Annotated in this window: 18 protein-coding genes and 2 pseudogenes; 5 read left to right on the top strand and 15 right to left on the bottom strand. The window is 46.7% G+C overall.

Annotated features, from left to right (window positions below; all coding sequences use genetic code 11):
- Window positions 1–59 precede the first annotated feature (59 nt).
- From AM1_RS17450 to AM1_RS17460, 3 genes are all read right to left on the bottom strand, one after another.
- A complete protein-coding gene (locus AM1_RS17450) occupies window positions 60–1,280 on the bottom strand; it encodes a response regulator (protein WP_012164201.1) in 1,221 nt (406 codons plus the stop codon).
- Window positions 1,281–1,772: 492 nt separating this feature from the next.
- Window positions 1,773–2,534 (bottom strand): TIGR03943 family putative permease subunit, encoded by a 762-nt coding sequence (locus AM1_RS17455; protein ID WP_063710529.1) that lies wholly within the window; start codon window positions 2,532–2,534, stop codon window positions 1,773–1,775.
- Between the two features lie 11 nt (window positions 2,535–2,545).
- A complete protein-coding gene (locus tag AM1_RS17460) occupies window positions 2,546–3,568 on the bottom strand; it encodes a permease (protein ID WP_012164202.1) in 1,023 nt (340 codons plus the stop codon).
- A 459-nt stretch (window positions 3,569–4,027) separates the two neighbouring features.
- On the opposite strand from AM1_RS17460, the gene AM1_RS17465 reads away from it, so the two are divergent.
- The 3 genes from AM1_RS17465 (at window position 4,028) to AM1_RS17475 (ending at window position 5,935) form a co-directional block, all read left to right on the top strand.
- Complete coding sequence (locus AM1_RS17465; RefSeq protein WP_012164203.1) at window positions 4,028–4,273, top strand: hypothetical protein; 246 nt, start codon at window positions 4,028–4,030, stop codon at window positions 4,271–4,273.
- A gap of 214 nt (window positions 4,274–4,487) precedes the next feature.
- Window positions 4,488–5,612: a tRNA guanosine(34) transglycosylase Tgt gene (gene tgt / locus AM1_RS17470; RefSeq protein WP_012164204.1), complete on the top strand. Its 1,125-nt coding sequence runs from the start codon at window positions 4,488–4,490 to the stop codon at window positions 5,610–5,612.
- 185 nt (window positions 5,613–5,797) lie between these two features.
- Window positions 5,798–5,935, top strand: a complete 138-nt coding sequence (locus AM1_RS17475) for a photosystem II reaction center protein K (protein WP_010473496.1) — start codon at window positions 5,798–5,800, stop codon at window positions 5,933–5,935.
- 150 nt (window positions 5,936–6,085) lie between these two features.
- Here AM1_RS17475 and AM1_RS17480 read toward each other — a convergent pair whose 3' ends face one another.
- Entirely contained in the window at window positions 6,086–6,526 is a 441-nt protein-coding gene (locus AM1_RS17480; protein WP_012164205.1) for a hypothetical protein, read from the bottom strand.
- Between the two features lie 184 nt (window positions 6,527–6,710).
- Between AM1_RS17480 and ribD the strand changes: the two genes are divergently transcribed.
- Window positions 6,711–7,874, top strand: coding sequence for a bifunctional diaminohydroxyphosphoribosylaminopyrimidine deaminase/5-amino-6-(5-phosphoribosylamino)uracil reductase RibD (gene ribD / locus AM1_RS17485; RefSeq protein ID WP_012164206.1), 1,164 nt, complete (start codon window positions 6,711–6,713; stop codon window positions 7,872–7,874).
- A 57-nt stretch (window positions 7,875–7,931) separates the two neighbouring features.
- Here ribD and AM1_RS17490 read toward each other — a convergent pair whose 3' ends face one another.
- The 4 genes from AM1_RS17490 to AM1_RS17505 all read right to left on the bottom strand — a co-directional run bounded on the left by AM1_RS17490 (window position 7,932) and on the right by AM1_RS17505 (window position 12,075).
- Entirely contained in the window at window positions 7,932–8,771 is an 840-nt protein-coding gene (locus AM1_RS17490) for a TrmH family RNA methyltransferase (RefSeq protein ID WP_012164207.1), read from the bottom strand.
- Window positions 8,772–8,914: 143 nt separating this feature from the next.
- Window positions 8,915–9,307: a hypothetical protein gene (locus tag AM1_RS17495; protein WP_139025760.1), complete on the bottom strand. Its 393-nt coding sequence runs from the start codon at window positions 9,305–9,307 to the stop codon at window positions 8,915–8,917.
- 471 nt (window positions 9,308–9,778) lie between these two features.
- On the bottom strand, window positions 9,779–10,630 hold the full coding sequence (locus AM1_RS17500) for a lysophospholipid acyltransferase family protein (protein WP_041659925.1): 852 nt from the start codon (window positions 10,628–10,630) through the stop codon (window positions 9,779–9,781).
- 296 nt (window positions 10,631–10,926) lie between these two features.
- Window positions 10,927–12,075 carry an acyltransferase gene (locus AM1_RS17505; protein ID WP_012164211.1) on the bottom strand — a complete coding sequence of 383 codons (1,149 nt, stop codon included), beginning with the start codon at window positions 12,073–12,075 and terminating at the stop codon, window positions 10,927–10,929.
- A 269-nt stretch (window positions 12,076–12,344) separates the two neighbouring features.
- Between AM1_RS17505 and AM1_RS17510 the strand changes: the two genes are divergently transcribed.
- Window positions 12,345–13,274 carry an IS5-like element ISAcma6 family transposase gene (locus tag AM1_RS17510; RefSeq protein WP_012161013.1) on the top strand — a complete coding sequence of 310 codons (930 nt, stop codon included), beginning with the start codon at window positions 12,345–12,347 and terminating at the stop codon, window positions 13,272–13,274.
- 40 nt (window positions 13,275–13,314) lie between these two features.
- Here the strand turns inward: AM1_RS17510 and AM1_RS43245 are convergent, their stop codons facing one another.
- From AM1_RS43245 to AM1_RS17540, 7 genes and pseudogenes are all read right to left on the bottom strand, one after another.
- Window positions 13,315–13,665 (bottom strand): type IV pilin-like G/H family protein, encoded by a 351-nt coding sequence (locus AM1_RS43245; protein ID WP_148215761.1) that lies wholly within the window; start codon window positions 13,663–13,665, stop codon window positions 13,315–13,317.
- A gap of 96 nt (window positions 13,666–13,761) precedes the next feature.
- Window positions 13,762–13,842: pseudogene (locus AM1_RS44005) on the bottom strand (pentapeptide repeat-containing protein); the annotation flags it as partial.
- A gap of 48 nt (window positions 13,843–13,890) precedes the next feature.
- Window positions 13,891–14,745: pseudogene (locus tag AM1_RS17520) on the bottom strand (IS3-like element ISAcma13 family transposase); the annotation flags it as partial.
- Between the two features lie 14 nt (window positions 14,746–14,759).
- Window positions 14,760–15,977 carry an IS4 family transposase gene (locus AM1_RS17525; RefSeq protein ID WP_012164215.1) on the bottom strand — a complete coding sequence of 406 codons (1,218 nt, stop codon included), beginning with the start codon at window positions 15,975–15,977 and terminating at the stop codon, window positions 14,760–14,762.
- Window positions 15,974–16,171 carry an IS4/Tn5 family transposase DNA-binding protein gene (locus AM1_RS17530; RefSeq protein ID WP_012161283.1) on the bottom strand — a complete coding sequence of 66 codons (198 nt, stop codon included), beginning with the start codon at window positions 16,169–16,171 and terminating at the stop codon, window positions 15,974–15,976. Before AM1_RS17530 ends, AM1_RS17525 begins: the two co-directional genes overlap by 4 nt.
- A gap of 275 nt (window positions 16,172–16,446) precedes the next feature.
- The gene (locus AM1_RS17535; RefSeq protein ID WP_012164217.1) at window positions 16,447–17,775 is read right to left on the bottom strand and encodes an ankyrin repeat domain-containing protein; all 1,329 of its coding nucleotides are present in this window, start codon (window positions 17,773–17,775) and stop codon (window positions 16,447–16,449) included.
- Complete coding sequence (locus AM1_RS17540; protein WP_012164218.1) at window positions 17,775–18,923, bottom strand: ankyrin repeat domain-containing protein; 1,149 nt, start codon at window positions 18,921–18,923, stop codon at window positions 17,775–17,777. Before AM1_RS17540 ends, AM1_RS17535 begins: the two co-directional genes overlap by 1 nt.
- Window positions 18,924–18,951 lie beyond the last annotated feature (28 nt).

Here is an 18,951-nt window from a genome sequence, read left to right on the forward strand (position 1 = left end):
GGTCAGGAGACTGGTAGCCCTTGTCGATCCGGTCAAAGTAGCAGAATTGACGACCCCGGCTAGACTTTGATCAAGGCTTTAGAGTTTGATTGAGCTTCTAATACTGGCAAAGAGTGTAACTGTTGTTGTTGATCTACCGGTAAAGCGGCGGCTGCTTTCTGGACTAATGCCAATAACTCTTGATGATGGAATGGTTTCCCTAAACAAGCCATGGCCCCCGAAAGGCGTGTACGAATGACATCACACATGCCTCGTTTAGGAGCCATGATAATCACGGGCATCTCCCGTAAAGATTCACGCCGATGAACCATCCGACAAAGCTGATAGCCATCTAAATGGGGAAGTTCTGCATCGACTAACGCCAGAACTGGTGGACGCTTGAGCAAAGCAGGCAATGCTCGAATTGAATCGCTCAAACGCATCACATCATAGCCTGATGGCTCTAAGACCTGAGTCACATAGCGCTGAGTCAGCTTACTCTGGTTGATACAGGCCACCCGAGGTCGGGTTAATACCTCACCCAGATGGTAGGGGTTCATCCCCAATGCTCCTAATTTGATCAGCGGATGAAGTGAAATAGCCAAATCGCCCACTTTGACACTCAAGGTATGGGCCAACTGATACAGAGACTGTTCTTGCTCTAGGGCATGAGTCAAATGGTCTAGATGAGGGAGGCTCTCACTAACATAGTCTGCATACTCAGCAAACTTATCAGTATCAACAATATAGGGGCGTGAAAACGGAGATTGAATCTCAGTGCTGAGCAGTGTCCATTGATTAATCGTCTGCTCCACAGGTAGGACCAAATCCCACAAAGACATGCATAACAAAATAGGGTCAATTTGAATATTGGCCTCAAATTGATATTGAGCATGGGGAATCGCCAGGGCATGAATCAGTGCCTCTTGGGTCACAGCCATCAGCAAATCCCGCAGCTGATCATGGGAGATATAATCCGCTTGCCACAGATGGCAGAGAAAAGAGTAATCCGAAATAGGTTCTTGAGGGCGAGACCCTTCGAACTGAGGCATGCAGCGCTGAAGTAAGTAAGATAAGCGCTCTTGATTGCCAACAATGCTTTCGGCAAAATTTACCCGACCTTGGCTGAAAGATACTCGCCATCCAATCGACAGATCATTGGGATCTCGAATCACCACGCGACCCGAAGGATACGCATGAATCAGATCCCTCAGGGTTTCAGCTGTAGATTTTTTAACTCCAGTGTCAAAAGCGGTCATTGCTTTCTTTTTGCCTAAGTGAAGACAATTGGCTTGAAGCATCTTTCATTCCCCCCGATAACTTAGTCTTGCTTGAACATCAAGCAAGTTGAAGATGCTGCTATAGGTCGAAGACCCAAGCTTTGGGCTAATACACAGCATTAGAAATGGTGGTCATATGCTGCTGAAGGCTAAAGAATTTCTTAATGCCCTCAAACATAGTAAGCCCCGAGATGACCTCAGTATTATCACTGATCATACTTCAAAGTTAAAAAGAGCCCATGTGAGACTCTCTTTAAAATGGTTACAACTCTTACTGTGTATAAATTATAAGTAACATCAGAAATCTTTAATTAATCTTCCACAAGATAAAAATATCCTCTTATAGATTAATCATTCTCCGTAGAAATACGGGGTTTTATCCAACTCAAAACAAGAGTTGCCAAACTAAAAGTTGGTCCAAGCACTAACAGCATTCATGGGCCACTGTAGCGATAAAATATGTTCCCTATCTGTGCTTTACGCAACAAACAGGGAGTCATGTTGAAGCCATCGCTAATAGTAATAAGGATTATCTGGTTCAGGGATAGATTTGAGGGTCTGGGCTTGAATAACAAGTTGGCGTTGACCATTGAGGGTCTCCGTCGCCATTTCGCCTTGTATCGCCAGCCAGGAATCCACTGCGTAGTTTTGGCGGCTTTTCTCTAACTTCACTGGCAAACCCACAGGATAAGCATCTGCAGCACAACAACTAATCACAAAACGCGTCAAGGTGAAGTAGTTATCGGACAAGTCTTCTGGATAAACGACAAAGCCATCCACATTCACCTTTTGCCCAGCATAGGCATCGGGTTCTGGATACACATCCAGGGTGCGAATCCACTCCAATAATGTCCGACGCTCGGGTTGGCTGGTGGTTCGGAAGGCTTGAGGGCTCACCCGAGTCACCATCGTTTTATCTTGTAAGCCCCGCTGAATGGCTGTTTGGCTGGTGAAAGGACGGGGGGTAATCAGTAATCCAATTAGGGCAGCAACAAGCATAATTCCGCTCATCACGGGAGGGGATAGTAAAGACAGGTGCTGAGACCGCATAGGAACTCGCCGACGCCAAAGCTTTAAGACCTGAAGACTCGTTAACATCAGCAAAAAACAGCCTGCTGCCAGGGTCAAGCCATAGTAGTTGGGATGAATGAGTAGCCCCAATTTGCCAGACTGCCAATATTGCAGAATTAAAATACCCCATAGGCAGAGGGCCAAAGTGGCCAATCCTTCGGATAGGTAAGGGAGCAGTCTAGTGCGTATACGTTTTGCTGTCATAGAGCCTGTCTCTAACTAATCCACAGATTAATGATCAGGGTAAACACCAAGGTGAGTTGAAAGACCATGGCAAAGATGTAAAAAACAGCCCGGGGTTTAAAGACCATTAATAATAAGCCCATACTTTTCAGGTCAAACATGGGGCCGAAAACGAGAAAGGCGAGGAGAGCACCACTGGTAAAGGTAGAGGCGAACGAAAGGGCAAAAAATGCATCTACAGTCGAACAGATGGAGATGATACCTCCTAAAATCACCATGGCAAACACCGAAGTCACCGGGCCTTGACCAATGGCGAGGATGATATTGCGGGGGACTGATATTTGAATAATGGTTGCAAGCAAGCTGCCCAGCACTAAGACACCCCCCATTTCTCGTAATTCTTGAATGGTGTTGTCTAACAAGAGCGGCAGCTTGTCCCATAGGGATTTGGGCTGAGGGGAAGCGATGGCCATAACGGCATCCAAGTTGGCAGCCTCTAAGGCAATGGGATTGCTGGGTTGATCGAGGAAGTAGGTGCCAGCTTTTAAAAAGCTTGAAGACTCTGTCGATTCTGCTGGAGATGCGCTGGATGGGACAGGCATTAGGGTCGCGATGTTGGGCTGCAAGAAGGGTTTGAGATCCGATTGCCAGCTAAATACCCAACCGATAATGGTTGCGATCGCAAAGGAAAACACGACTCGCAAAACCACAATTTCAGGCTGATCTGGGAATGCGGTCCACGTCGCCCAAATCACCACAGGATTGATAGTTGGCGCCGCGAGCAAAAAGCCAATCGCCACGGGAGCAGATGCCCCTTGAATCAATAAGCGTCGAGCAACGGGGACATTTCCACATTCACAGACAGGGAATAAAAAGCCAAATAGGCTGCCCGAGAGGGCACCCAACAATGGATTCTTGGGGAACATGGCAATTAGCCGCTTCTCATCAATAAAAATCAGCAGCACCCCCGAGACCAACACACCAAAAATCAAAAATGGCATGGCCTCAACCATGAGGCTTAGAAATAGGGTTAATCCACTACCCAATTGGGACATTCGCAGGCTTCCTATACAGTGAGTGTCTAACAGGATGAACGGCTAGAATTAAAAATTGAAGTGTGACTGGCTAACGTTTGCATCTCAGCATCAGTATCTACCCTAGGCGATGAACCTATCATTTGTCTTTGAATCTGCCCGATGACCTTTAGATATCTCAGGGGTCACCTTCTCGGGCTGCGACTAGACAGAAGATTTTAGGGTAGATCTCCGCATTAAGAAGCAGAGGAGACAGGCAGCGTTCAGTAAGTTTGATATATTTTAGTTTGGGCAAACTGCATTTGAACCTAAGAATCTATAGCTAAAGCTCAAGTTGCAATGGGTTCAAGCTTGCCATCTATCGTGACCTTGAACATCAGTAGAAAGTGGCCATCCCAGCCTCCTTCTCTCATTTCAAGCACAGCCCTTTGGGATCTTTAACCAATGGATGCTCCCTCGCGTAATCTCATAGGAGGAACTATGACCTGGATTACTCAAAACACATATGGTTTCAAACAAAGCATCCTGGATCAGTTCGAGCAGCTCGATGCTGATATCAGAGATCTGAATGACCATGTTGCTCAGCAAAGCCAACGGTTGGAGTTGTTTACCTCTAACTTAATGATGGGTTTGTTTATCGTGTCCGTCTCCGCTAGCTTGTTGCTGCTTACCCGCCATGCTTTAGAGCTTTGGCTGGTTTATCATCCAACAGGTGCTTTACTCTAGCTCAGCAGCTGCTCCGAAGCCGCTTCTAGTCGCTCTCGAGCACTCATGCCCACAGCTGTGGTGTCTATACCAACTGCTAACTGAGCTTTATTTCAAGTAATACTCACCGGCTGTCTTCTTGAGCGAGAACGCCGGTATTTTTTTGTCTTAACGTTCTGAGCATTCAGGATAAACCTGATATTTTGACAGAGGCCATCGCGATATTGAGGTTGTTGTGAGCAATCAGTTTCGGTTTGAATGTCATCAGCACTGCTCCCAAACCCAGGCCCGTGTTGGCACCTTTTATACCCCCCATGGTCCTGTGGATACGCCCCGGTTTATGCCCGTGGGCACCTTAGCCAATGTGAAAACCTTGACCCCAGCTCAACTGCAAGAGACGGGGGCTCAAATGATTTTGGCTAATACCTATCATTTGCATTTGCAGCCCGGTGAATCCATCGTGGAGCAAGCTGGGGGCCTACATCGATTTATGAGCTGGTCAGGTCCTATATTGACGGATTCCGGCGGTTTTCAAGTCTTTAGCCTTAGTGACATGCGTTCCATCGCCGAAGAGGGGGTGAGTTTTCGGTCTCCCCGGGATGGTCAAATGATTTATCTTTCGCCCGAAACTTCCATGGCGATTCAAAATGCCCTGGGAGCGGATGTGATCATGGCCTTTGATGAATGTCCCTCCTATCCGGCGAGTCGAGACGCGATTCAAGCCGCCACAGAGCGAACCCAGCGCTGGCTAGCCCGTTGCGTTAAGGCGCACGACCGCTCTGATCAGGCTCTATTTGGCATTGTTCAGGGGGGAACCTTTGCCGATTTGCGTCAAGCTGCCGCGCGATCTGTGGTGGAATTTGATTTACCCGGCTATGCCATTGGCGGTGTCAGTGTGGGAGAACCCCCGGAACTTATTGAAAAAATTGTCAAAGTGACAACGCCCTTGTTACCGGTCCATAAACCCCGGTATCTCATGGGGGTGGGCACCTACCGAGAGATGGTGCAAGCCATTGCTGCCGGGATTGATTTGTTTGACTGTGTGATTCCGACGCGCTTAGCCCGTCATGGCAATGCTTTAGTCGCCGGAGAACGATGGAATCTCAAGAACAATCGATTCCGGGAAGACTTTACTCCCCTGGATTCTGCCTGTCCTTGCTATACCTGCCAAAATTTTACGCGGGCCTATATCAGTCATTTGTTACGTTCACGAGAACTTCTCGCCTATACCCTCTTAAGTATTCACAATATTACGGAGCTAATTGGCTTTACCCAGCGTATTCGGCAGGCAATCCTAGATGATCAGTTTCAGCAAATCTTTGGAACATGGCTGTTTTCTTCGGATACTCAGCTCGATTAATCGCTCCTCAATCCGCGGCTAAGGGTGATGTTTGGTAGCTCATACTAACGGCTAGGATAGAGACGATGCAGGTGGATGCCTTACATGCCCTTAGCCGCCCTAGGTCAGTGATCCATTTTTGGCAGCAGGATTCATGTTAAGATATTTAGCGATTCAAAAAGCTGTGTTGGAAGGAACATTTATTCATGGAAGCAGTTCTGCTGTTGGCGAAACTACCTGAAGCCTTCTCCGTTTTTAGCCCGATTGTGGATGTTATGCCTGTTATTCCACTTTTCTTCTTGGCGCTTGCTTTCGTTTGGCAAGCAGCGGTTGGTTTTAAGTAAACAACACGCATTTTAATAAGCCGTTGATTTATTAATAAACCGTTAACAGGCCTTCGTTATAAATCAGCTTTAGGGACCACCCCTAAAGTTGTAAAGGGAAGTAATTTATTGCTTCCCTTTTTTATTGGTAATCGGCGATCGTAGCAGAGGCTATTGCCCAGACATGAGACAAGAGGTCAGCCAATAGGGACTGCTTGGGTAATAAATCCCTGCAATCCAGCCACCGCTGAGGGTGCCAATCGACAAAATAACCATCAGCAAAAGGGTAAGCCGACGACTGAGACCCGACGATTGTAGTTCTAGCCGTGCCAAGGTTTGGGAGGCTAACAAGACCACAATCAAGCCAAACAAAGTGGAAGCAGCGACGGCCATGGTGATGATGCCACTGAGAATTAGCATGGAGACGACGCCCCTAGGCCCCAAACGGAACATCCGCTTGGTCACTTCTTCTCCCCAAAACAACAGGATTGTGAGGGAAATTGCAACGAACCAAGACCCCATCGCCCAGCCAATATGGTAGGCCGAGAGGTGCCAACCGAGTAGTCCATAGGAGACCCCAACACAAAGCAACGAGAGGATGGGGGTAATCATAGGCCGTTTAGTCTGGATTCACGCTTTCTAGTGTACTCATGGATAGCTAGACCGTCTGGTGCAATTTGTTGCGATTTCTGAGAAAGCAGTTTGATTCATACCGCCTCAGCACCATTCCACGCTACTCTCAACTAGAGTAGGGATATGCCTGCCTCTCTGTAGTCCTGTTCTGTGAATAGCCGTAATGGAGATTCATCCTTTGTCAGACCAGCCCTCTCTCTCCAAGGATGCTGTGAATATTGATCCGCACCACCAACAGATGATGCAGCGTTGTTTACAGCTGGCTCAGAAGGCTGCTGGTTTTACGACGCCTAATCCCCTTGTGGGCTGTGTGATTGAACGGGATGGAGAAATTGTCGGTGAAGGCTATCATCCTAAGGCTGGAGAACCCCATGCTGAAGTATTTGCCCTAAGAGCGGCGGGGGATAAAGCCAAGGGTGCTACCGCCTACGTCAGTTTAGAGCCGTGTAATCACTTTGGGCGCACTCCGCCGTGTTCCGAAGCGTTAGTCAAAGCAGGGGTGGCTACGGTGGTGGTGGGGATGGTCGATCCAGATCCACGAGTCTCAGGTAAAGGGATTGAGCGACTTCGGGCGGCAGGCATTCAGGTGATTACAGGGGTAGAAGAGGCTGACTGTCAACGCGTGAATGAAGCCTTTGTTCATCGGATCCTCTATCAGCGCCCGTTTGGCATCCTTAAATATGCCATGACCTTAGATGGCAAAATTGCCACGACTGCAGGCCACAGTGCTTGGATTACCAAGGAAGTCGCCCGCGCCCATGTGCACCGACTCCGGGCCACTTGTGATGCCGTGATCGTCGGTGGCAATACAGTCCGCCGGGATAATCCTCATTTAACAACCCATCACAAAGCAGATGCAAATCAGCCCCCCAATAATCCCCTACGGGTGGTGTTAAGCCGGACCCTTGATCTACCGCCAACGGCACATTTGTGGGAAACAGATATCGCTCCTACGATTGTGCTCACCCAAGGTCATCCGAATGGGGAGGGTCAGGCCTACCTAGAACAGCAGGGCGTAGAAGTCGTGAACTTAGACGAACTAACCCCAGCAACGGTGATGGCTTATTTGGGCAAGAAGGAACTGCTATCGGTATTGTGGGAATGTGGAGGGACCTTGTCTGCCCGTGCGATCGCAGATGGTTCGGTCCAAAAAGTCTTGGCCTTTATTGCCCCCAAAATTGTCGGAGGCCAAAATGCGCCTTCCCCGGTGGGAGACTTGGGTTTCAATAAGATGACTGAGGCCCTTCAGTTAGAGCGAGTACGCTGGCATATTGTCGGTGAAGACTGCCTCGTAGAAGGATATCTACCTAAACCAGCCTCTGAATAATTCTCTTCGGCATGGGGCGTTTACTTATTCCGCAGGGCCATCTCAGGATGCTGAAGCCTAGTTGCCCCTGAAGTCACTGCTATCCAACATACGTGATCGCAGGACTTCATAGATAAATAAACTCCCTGCAACTGCCACATTTAAAGAATCAACCTGACCCACCATGGGAATCTTGAGGAGAGTATTGCACAGGGACCGCTGTTTTGGAGACAACCCTGTGCGTTCCTCACCTAAAAATAGCAGTGTATTTTTGGGATAGGTAAAGGTGTGAAAATTTTCCTCGCCATCGGGAGAAGCACCAATCACATAGCCTTGATGCTGTTGCAGCCACTGAGACAAGGCCTGATCATGAGTCCGAATAAATTGTTGCTGAAATACTGACCCCATAGAGGCCCGAACCGTAGACGGTGCATACGGATCAACCGCCTGATTTAGGAGAATAAATCCAGTGCCACCCCCCGCGTCTAGGGTGCGGATCAAAGTGCCAAAATTCCCCAAGGATCGCACTCGATCTAGAATCACCCACAATCCCATACTGGGCGTGATCGATGGTAAGCGCTGCCATCGTTGTCGAATAATGGCTCCTATCCCTGAAGCCCGATGAGTTTGAGAAATTCCGCGAAATTGTTCTGGAGACACCGAAATCGTCTCTACCCCAGACCGACGAAAGCGTCGGACCAGCTTGCGAGCTAAAGGCGCTGTTAGGAGCTTTTCGCTATAGACAATAACAGCAATATCGAGGCGGCTATCAGACACGTGTACAAAGTTACGTACTCCTTCAATAAAGCAAGCCCCTTGAGCATCGCGATATCTCCGATCGGTCTGTAGTCTTTTAATACGATGAAGTGTTGCGGCAACACTGGATGCAGAACAGTCAGCACTTTTCCTACTGACCATCCTCCTTACCCTGCTGGATCAGGGAGTGAATATGAGTATATGCAATATTCATGGACGGAATCAGGCTTTGCCTGGAACTTGAAGCGATGAGGAATGAGAAATCTATTTCCCTAGGATAAAGAATAGCAAAAACCTGCCAATGTTCAGAACAAGGCCGTATTGGCGTCTTGTAGATCACCCACTTCACATAAGTAGCCAGCAGGAATCAGAGATAAAACGGTCAATTTATCTTGCTTATTACATTCCAACTTGATTAATTCCGGTAAATCCTGAATAAGAACCGATACTCGCTTAAAAAAAGCATTAAACCAAAGTTTGAACCCCAGATGGATAATGGCAGTAATTTTGCGATTGCCATCTCCCCGAAATTGAAACTGTGCATTGCGATCAATTTCAAAATCAGCTAGATAGGCAAACTCTGGCTTAGTCTCCGTTAAATAGTTCGCTGTTACCTTTGCACCTAAAAATACTTTGACAACACCACTAAAACAATTCACTAAGTTGAGAAAATCATAAATGGAGATGTCTTCAGTCATGGTGGTTGAAGGATGCACTATAGCATTATTGAAATAGTGCGTAGTCACAGTTTTTTCAATCATTACTATATTTCAGAGTGGGTTCTACAGGGGCAGACGGTATATTTTGGGAAATATACATTTTCAACACATCATTCTGTATACAACGCTAAGAACAAGTCCATTTCTGTCAATAACAGCAGACTTTGCTCTAGATGTACGCTAGACGGTTAGTCTTGGAAGAATTTATACACTGTATATTTAGTGCTTTATTTTGACTGTATTGAATTTAGGTGAAGAAAAGCAGTCAAAATTCGGGAAGATATCGGGAAGTTTGCACAATCAAACCCATGGAGCAGCCCTTAACCAGATGAGGTATACATGGTTCTTAAAATCACTTGGGGTGGCTGACGTTCATGATTTCCTAGTTATTTAACATTCACGTTTCCATGCCTGCCCGTCATGGGTTCAACTTCTCCTTCTCCCTGCAAGTTACTGTTCCCTAGCTTCGCTCGCTTTTAAGATGAGCTGATCCAAGGCATCTTGCATGTTACGAACCACCCGGTCATAGCAAGCGTGAACATAGACTTTATCCTTAGCAGCTTGTCTGCCGTATCGCTCAAAGTGAATCGGAGGGCAAATCTGTGTGTGAATTTGCATGGGCAATGGAAAATTGGGCAAGGGTCCGATGCTCAGCCCCCAGGGTAACCCCAGATAGATGGGAAAAATAGTTGGATCCGTATCTAATAGCCAGGGCATACCTAGATGATGCAGCTGTTTTATAAATTCATAACAATCCGCTAACACCCACAAGGTGTCATGGGCTCCCCAGGAGATAAAGGGGATAATTGGGACCTCTTCTTGGAGGGCTAGCTTGATAAACCCTTTGCGATCGCAAAAATGAATCCGGTCCCGCAGTCGATGGGGTCGAAACACATCCTGGGCCCCCCCCGGGAATACGGCAACGCTAGCGCCCCTCTGAAACGCCGCCCTAGCCACTGTTGGATAAGCCCGAATCGCTCCTCCTAGGGTGGCAAATTCAGCGACACTCGGACTGACTTGCCACATGCCCTTATGCATCAGTCCATAAATCGGTCGTTCAGCCCCAAACCGACAAAACCAGTCATACATCAACATATGGAGGTCAGGGGCTGCTAATCCACCATTGTGAGAACCGACAAATAACGCTTTCGCGGTGGGAACATGTTGCCAGCCACTGGTTTGGACCCGAAAATAGCAGTCGTAAAACCACTTCCAGCGCGGTATCAAAGCTGCGATCGCGGCCGGATCCCGATCGTCAAGGGACCACCCCTGTCGGGGTTTGGAGGAGGCAGTGGACTTCACCAAAAGTTTCTACAATCCCGTTGCAGTGCACATCATCAACCCACTGCTTATCTAAGCATGGACTAGGGTTCATCTCCTCACTGGGGTGTACCAGTCTTCAGGCTAGAGAGAACGAGAGTACTGCCTTTAAGATCCCATAAATATTAGAGTCCAGACCTCGTCTTCCCTCAAAGTTCTATATCGCCATCCTCAGCGTTAAGTCTTTTCTGGCACCACCGTTTGATAGGCAGAATCGCACATCCCATCCCGTACATCACTCAGGGATAAACATTTGACAACACATATTTACATTAATGCTAGAGATCGACCGTCTTTCTAAACAAGGGAATTGCTTTCAGGACTTGAACCGCTAATAACGTAACTGCTACGACACCAAGGCAATACAGCAAATTTGGCAACAAGTTTGTAGAGAATGGAATATTTTGAAAATATTTTATAGACACAGCACCGACAAACCGATGGAGCAGATAGATCCCAAACGTACTGGTCCCCACTACCACAAAGACAGAATTTAATAGCTTATTTCCATAAGACAAACTGGACAGAAAATAAAAGCAGGCTGCTGACATAACCAATGTCATCATGGAATAGTATCCATTCCAAACCGTATCGTAGAAAGATTGACTAGAAACAGTTGTCATTACTCCATACAAAAATAAAGACACCCATGCCAATAAGAATGAAAATAGACTTATTTTCCTAAGAGAGATTGTCCGTTTAGCCCCTATCTTATCCGGTGAAAATTGAGCAGAAAGAATGCCGCCCAAAATAAAATAAATATAGGTATAGGCGTACTGATTAAATGGATTGAGACCTGGGAAAAAGTTAAAACTGTTAGAGTTAATATAGTTAAAACCTAAGACTGTTTCAGCTATGTTCAAGATCGTATGAAGAAATAAACTACCAAATGAAAATATAAACACCACAAAACACAGTATTTTTAAAGTCAGCTTATTATCTTCCAAGTCATACACAGCCTTAATCACAGGGAACAATAAATAGACAGAAATTAAGGCTTGCAAAAACCACAGATGGTTACTCACATGAACTTTCAGCAGGAACCATGCGCTCACAAATTCTTTAATGGAATAGGTTGCCCCATCAATAGGAATAAATAGAGTGAGCGAAATCAAGCTCCACAAATTCAACAATATATATAGATAAATCGTTTTTTTTATATGCTTTTCTAGCCGATAGGGCCGATTTAAGAGCAAAGCTCCATTGACCATAAAAAATAATGGAACCGCCATACTGGAAAGGCCATAAAACAAATAATTGATATACACCCCTAGACCAGGGTTATTAATGATGTCCAGATTTAAGGCATTGTAGTGATAGATGCAAACTAAAAAGATAGAGATCGTTTTTAACGCATCAAAGTAATAGATGCGTGTTTTGGGCTTCACTTGCAAATCTTGCATTTCAAATTCACCTTGAATCGTCAAGTGACATCAGCTATGAGATGTATATGGGATGCAAAATTATTATTTCACTAGGGAGTAGCCTTGTGGGCACATGGCATCACTATGATGAAGACCTTGATTGTTCAAGCGAGGCGGCGAAGGGGCTGGAGCTACGGGTTGGTTAGAACGGCACACAATAGATAACGAGGAGGGTTGTGCTGTCTTTCGCTGGTCATTGGCGTTGTTGCATGAATAGGTGCTGCGGATTAGGCGCGGGCTAGAGTTTATGTACCACCAAAAACCGCTAGCCCATGAGTTACCAAATCCGCAACTGGTCCGAGTATAACGCTGGTCTCAAACAGCGGGGAAGTGTGACCTTCTGGCTCGAACAATCAGCTATCGTTCATTGGCTAGAAACCACACCGAGACAAAAGCGGGGAGCCTCTCTGACCTATAGCGATACAGCAATCTCCACCTTCGAGACCGTCAAATGTATCTATGGTTTAGCAGGGCGTCAAACCGAAGGATTTCTAAATTCATTGTTTGAGTTGATGGGAATTGAGCTTCCCGTTTGTGACCACAGCACCGTCTCTCGGCGGAAAGGTCAGCTATCGATTTCATTGCCCGTTATACCTAAGCAAGGTGCCATTCACGTCGTTATCGATAGCACAGGGGTCAAAGTCTATGGTGAAGGAGAGTGGAAAACCAGGCAACATGGTGTGAGCAAACGTCGGACGTGGCGTAAACTTCACTTGAGTGTTGATGAGTCCACTGGAGAAATTCTCACGGGTGTCGTGACAACCAATGACGTTCAGGATGGTGAAGTGTTTGAAGATCTCCTTGAAGGCATCGACGATGAGATTGAACAGGTCTCTGCTGACGGAGCCTATGACCAAAGTCATTGCTATGATGCCCTCATGGAGCGCAATGCCACAGCTGCAATTCCCCCAAGGAAGAATGCCAAAATTTGGCAACATGGAAACTGCAATGCTCCACCCCATCCACGAGATCAAAATCTCAGAGCCATCCGAAAACAGGGACGAAAGAGGTGGAAAAAACAAGCCCACTATCATCGGCGGTCTCTAGCTGAAACGACGATGTTTCGCTTCAAAACTATCTTTGGGGGTCAGGTACGTTCCCGTAACTTTGATAATCAAGCCACAGAGTTACTCCTGCAGTGTGCGGCACTCAATCGAATGATTCAGATCGCCAAACCCGAGACTGTTTGGGTTGAAGCTTAAGAATAACGAGGAGAGGCAATTCATCTAGCCTTTACGCGATTCATGCAACAAAGCCCTGGTCATTTCCAAAGCCGAAAGTTGGACTTTCCAAGCCCCGCCAAACAAAACCGATATAGCTTTGCCACTGCGGTTTGTGGGGAAGGGCCGCAATCCATACTGCTTGGTTTTGCCCCGACGGTAATACATCTGACTGGGGAGCTTTCAGAGCAAACATCTTGAATTTATAGTTTGTTGTGAATCGCTTAGCATCAACCTGCAGCTCACCTATGTCAAGCGCAAATCGATCATGCTCCAGATAAAAAGCCTGCTGTGTCCGCAGGATATAGCCAAGGGTTGAGCGGCCACCCAGCTCAATTACCCGAGTCGCTTGAGTCTGCAATCTGGCGTGCATCTGATCAATACCATGTTGCAACTCTCTTCTCACTGTAGAGCTCTCGATATAGTTACTCTTTAAGCTAGCCGGTTTGATGTCTCCTAAGGATGTACCAAAGAAAAGAGCATTGCTTAAGTTGGCGTTGCTCAAGTTCACTCCCTCTAACTCTGCCGAACGGAAATCAGCCCCCTCAAGGCGAACATCTGAAGTGAACCCCTATATTCGGACAGGGCAATAGATGAATTAAGCGCTATCCTCCTTATTCATACAATAGTGATTGTTCTGTTGTCTCCACTGCTGCTCATATTCACAGGGTGTCAAATACCCCAGTGATGAATGAATCCGCTTATGCATATACACATCTTCTAGAAACTGCTCAATGTGCTCATACGCTTCAGTAAAATTTCGATAGTCTGATAAATCGACCTCTTCTTCTTTTATCGTTCTCATCAATCGCTCAGCATAGCCATTTTGCCAAGCCTGTCCCACCTCGGCCATACTGATTTGCACTTGGTGTTGTTGGAGCAATTGCATATAGGCTGCAGCGGCATACTGAACCCCTTGGTCAGAATGGTGAATCTCAGGCGTTGCCCGCTCCAACGCCTTGTTCAACGCCCTCAACGTTAGTTGCTGGTCGATATGGCGGGACAGATGCCAGCCACGAATGGCGCGAGTAAAGACATCCATCACGACGGCCAAATAGACAAACTCCTGCTGTAAGCGAATGTACGTGATGTCCGCCACCCACACCTGCTCAGGATGGTCGATGGAGAGATTCAACACTCGATTGCCATAGCGAGGGAACGAATGTTCGCTATTGGTGGTGCGTTTGCGTTTGACTTTGGTCTTGGCCATAATCCCTATCTGTCGCATTAGTCGAGCCACGCGTTTATGGTTAACGCAATACCCCTGACGCTGCAGTTGGGCGGTGATTCGACGATAGCCATAAGTCGGATAGGCTCCAGCAACTCCAGCAATGGCCGCTTTTAGTTCGCTCTCATCTGGTTGGCCTCTGGCATGGTAATACACTTGAGAGCGTGGGTAATTGAGTACCTGACAAATTTGGCGAATGGAATAGTCCTGCTGCAACTGTCTCACCCTGACTTTTCCCGCTAAGTCTCCTGGGTCGCTAACTGCCAGCCCTCGACTAGGAGATTTAACTTAGCCCATCCTTTCCAAAGCACTTGAATCCCCATCGGTGTGTTGCGACGATGCTCCAGATATCCTCCAAGTCGTGCAACTGCTTTCACTGCCCATGCAACCGTGAGGTTTTTGGGAACCTTCGATGTCTTCGCTCTGAGAACTTTAATCTGTAAAGGTGTGACGACATCTTGAGCAGGCCGTTGAGGGGATGTGCGTTCTAAGTAGGTCCAGCGTAACAGTTCTACAGCAGTGACACACAGGAATCCTAATAAGGTTTTCATCCCCTCAGCAGCCAAACGATACCGCTCCACCTGAGTCCCCGATTTGAGAATTTTGTGATATTCCTCCACTCTCCACCTGTACGTGTACCAGCGCAAAATGGTCTGAGCCATTTCCATAGTGGTGACTGCTTCACTCGTGAGCAACATCCATGACACTGGGTCTTCATCCTCTGGGGGATCTACTTCTGTGGCATAGACGGCGTATACCTGGAGGGGATGACTATCAGCTAGACGGGTAGGTCGCTGCAGTTGGACGAGACAACAGCGCACCACTAGCTTGGCTATACGTGCACTCCGGTCTTTCGTTTTGGGTAAGTCAATTTCATACTCGAATTGAATACTTTGGGCTTCCAGTTTTTTCCACAGTCGATTGGGGTCTTGCTCAAGCCGACGATTATGTGAGGCTCTAACCACAACCCCTGTGTTGTTGAGGTGATTGAGCCGCTCAAACACTTCGGCAATATCTCCTTCTCGGTCAAACACATGAATGGAACGAGTAGAAGGACTCACTATCTTTTCTACGGCTTGCATCGCTTCGACCCACCGATAGGATGCCTTTTGTTCAAAGGGTCGGTTCCGAGAAGTTTGTCGCGCCTTTGCCTGACGCTTCTTCTTTTGTCGAGGGGTTTCCTTTTTCGGAGGCTGGGGTCGATGCTGACGATTCCATACCTTTTGCCATAGCAACCCCAATGGTTGGCCTTGCTCGGGGTCAACAGCTAAGGCACTGTGGAGCAATAAGCCATTCCCCCCATTGCCTTGAGGACCATAGCCTTGACGCTTCTTCTTGATGCCTCCGTAGTCTAAAAAGCTCGTATCACCCACGCACAAGGTAATCTCTTCCTCGGTGATGGCATGGGCAGTTGCATGGCAATGAGGAGTAATGATTTGAGAGAAGTTGGTTTTCACATTAGCGAAAACTCATAAGAGCGTTTGAGATCTGTTGCAGTCTTGAAAATGCTCAACAGGGCTTGGCCGAAGTTTGCACTAATCGCTTGACCAATTTTGAGAGCTCGATGGGTCAAGCGCTGATGGTCTACGACCGACCTTCGGTCATCGTTGAATTGACACTCAGCAAAATTCTTCTTCCACCATGTCTGCATCCTAATCATCTCCAAACTCAGGATTTGGTCATCGTAGCTGAATGGAGAACAATTCCCTACAATCGCAATGGGGAAAGCGCTCTAGAATTTACCGTGAAAAGTCAGTCTGTGGAGGAGTGTGAGGAAATTTTGAGAGCTGTGGAAAGGACTAGGGGGCTAGATTGCGAGTTGATCCATCAAACCTTCTTAGATGAATTTGTGGATAAGGTCCACACGTATCAACGACGGCTGCTCACAAAAAGTTGAGGGTTTGGTTGTGTTTCATCTGTCACCTGCTAGGGGACATAATCCACATAAGTTTTTCCTGCTGTATCTTGCAGGCTGGGAGCAGCACCAGAAAATAGTAACAGTTGCATCAATATAGAATCATTAGTTGGGGCAGCTAGCATCAAGGGAGTTCTGCCTTGTAGATCCTGAGAGTTAACCTCTGAACAAAATTGCAACAATAACCTGATTACTTGTATTGCATTACGTCTTCGCGCCTCCCGTGATGGACGCACAAAAAATTCTGGTACATCAATAATTTGCTTGAAGTAAGTGTTAATCGCAATCATCAATGGCGTCATGCCCTTATGATTTGCTTTAACATCAGCGCCTGCACGCAGTAATGCTTCGACGATTTCGGGATGGTGAGGGAAATTACCTCTAGATGCCATCAGCAGTGGCGTTGCATGAAAACAGTCTTCATCCTGCAGTTCATAATCAATGCCAGCATCCAGTAGAACATGGACAACGCCTATCGATTCTTGGTCAATTGCCGTATGGAGTAACGTATAACCCTTATCGGTATACAGATTAATATCAATTCCACTCGCAATCAGTTCTTGGAGGCGAGTAATATCGTTTTCTGCAACTGCCTTAAGACAATCAGAAATGCATGGATCTTCACGCCTGCTTTTTCTGATAATCCCAATCTGTAAAGTGTCTTGTAAATCATCAATGGCAGAGTAATCAAAAAATTCAAGCTGGTGAGTGCAAAAATTAACTAGGTAGCTAAAAATCTCTGCTTCACCACTAATTGCGGCATGGTGCAATGCCAATTCTATATTCAGTAACTCAGGATTGAGCGATTGATGAATCGCAGATTCAGTGAGGAGCTTGACTCCTTCTAAATGGCCCTTATCAGCAGCTATTCCCAGAAGATTATAAAAATCATCAATCTCGATATTGATATCTGCGCCAGAATTAATTAGAAATTCTGCGATATGAAGATGATTTGAATTTATAGCGGCCCATAGTGGAGATTCATAGCCGCTTAGATTAATATTTGCTCCTGCCTGAATCAGAAATTTGACGATGTCTAACCGTCCTAGACGACACGCTTGGGTTAGCGGATACTCATCTTGCAGATCATATTTCCAATTAATGGACAGCTCTAAATGAATCAGCAGTTGAATGGTGTGAAGGCTCCCGGCTGATATTGCCTCTGTTAAAAAAACAGGGCCGTATGTCGCGACATCTATCTTGTTCTTATGGAGCAAATTATGGAAATGATGAGCCTGATCTTCGTGAATCGCTTGATATAGCTGCTCACCTATCTGACCATCCAGATTGAAATTGATTTTGAGAGCCAAGGTCTGCCACGAGGCTTCAGTCTTGCTCATCAGAATGGTATCTCGTCAAATTCAATATCAAACCTGCCCACAGCACCTGCACGTCTGAGCAGCTCAACGATTTCTGGAAACTTGCCTTGTCTTGCCGTTTCAAGTGCAGTAGCTCCGGTTTCATTGCGAGCGTTAACATCCAAGCCAGCATCCACTAGGATTTGAGCTGAATCAATGCTGTTAAAACATGCAGCTTCTATCAAATCATTAATCTCTAGCGTTGCTCCGGCATGGATTAAAGCTTGAACGATGTCGGCATGGTTCCCAATGACAGCTAGATAGAGGGGAGAGACCTCTGAATCTGAGCAAACCTCTAGATTTGCCCCCGCTTGGATAAGAAGATTAACCACTGCTAACTGTCCCCGTGTAGCAGCGACATGTAATGCATTTTCACCATTTGCATTTAGCTTATTAATATCCGCTCCTTCCGCAAGCATACGGATAAGATCAGAAATATTTCCTTGGGCCACCGCTGCAGCAAATCTGTGAGTCAGGGTGTCACGCAGTCGCTCTTGGTATAACAGACCTATAGGCAGTACAGATTGCGAATATTGCCGTTGTTCTTCGCCATCTGTGAGGGCATATAGATAATCAAAAATTTTTTGATGTCCTGAATAGGCAGCCATCACCAGGGCTGAATTGCCATCATTGTCCACAATATTTGCATCTGCCCCGACTGAAATCAGATACCTCACCCAGGCGAGTTTTCCCGTAGCCGCCGCCATCAGCGATGTACGTCCAGACTCACTGAGAGTATTGACGTTGATGCCAGCCTCGACTAATAAGCCAGCCATGTCAAATCGATCTGCCCGCATCGCTTCAGTTAAGGGTTGCCCGAGGCAAGCTACATTGGGGTTCGCTCCATGACCAAGCAATATTTGCAAGATCTCAATATTGCCCACTTGAATAGCGGACAAAATCGGAGCACTTTCACAGCATGCAGTTTGATTGACATCGGTTCCAGCGTCAATCAACACCTGCACCCCTTCTAACCAATTACGATCAATAGCATTGATTACAAGAGTTGTTTCTCTCTCAAGATCAAGGTGATTGATCTCTATTCCGATGGTCAGTTGTTGCTGGAAACCCAATAGGTCATGCTGCTGAATGCACTGAAATAGAGTATCCCAATGATTGATATCTACCATTGTTGGTTATGGTGAACCGGATGCCGAC

The sequence above is a fragment of the Acaryochloris marina MBIC11017 genome (genome assembly GCF_000018105.1).
Lineage (GTDB): Bacteria > Cyanobacteriota > Cyanobacteriia > Thermosynechococcales > Thermosynechococcaceae > Acaryochloris > Acaryochloris marina.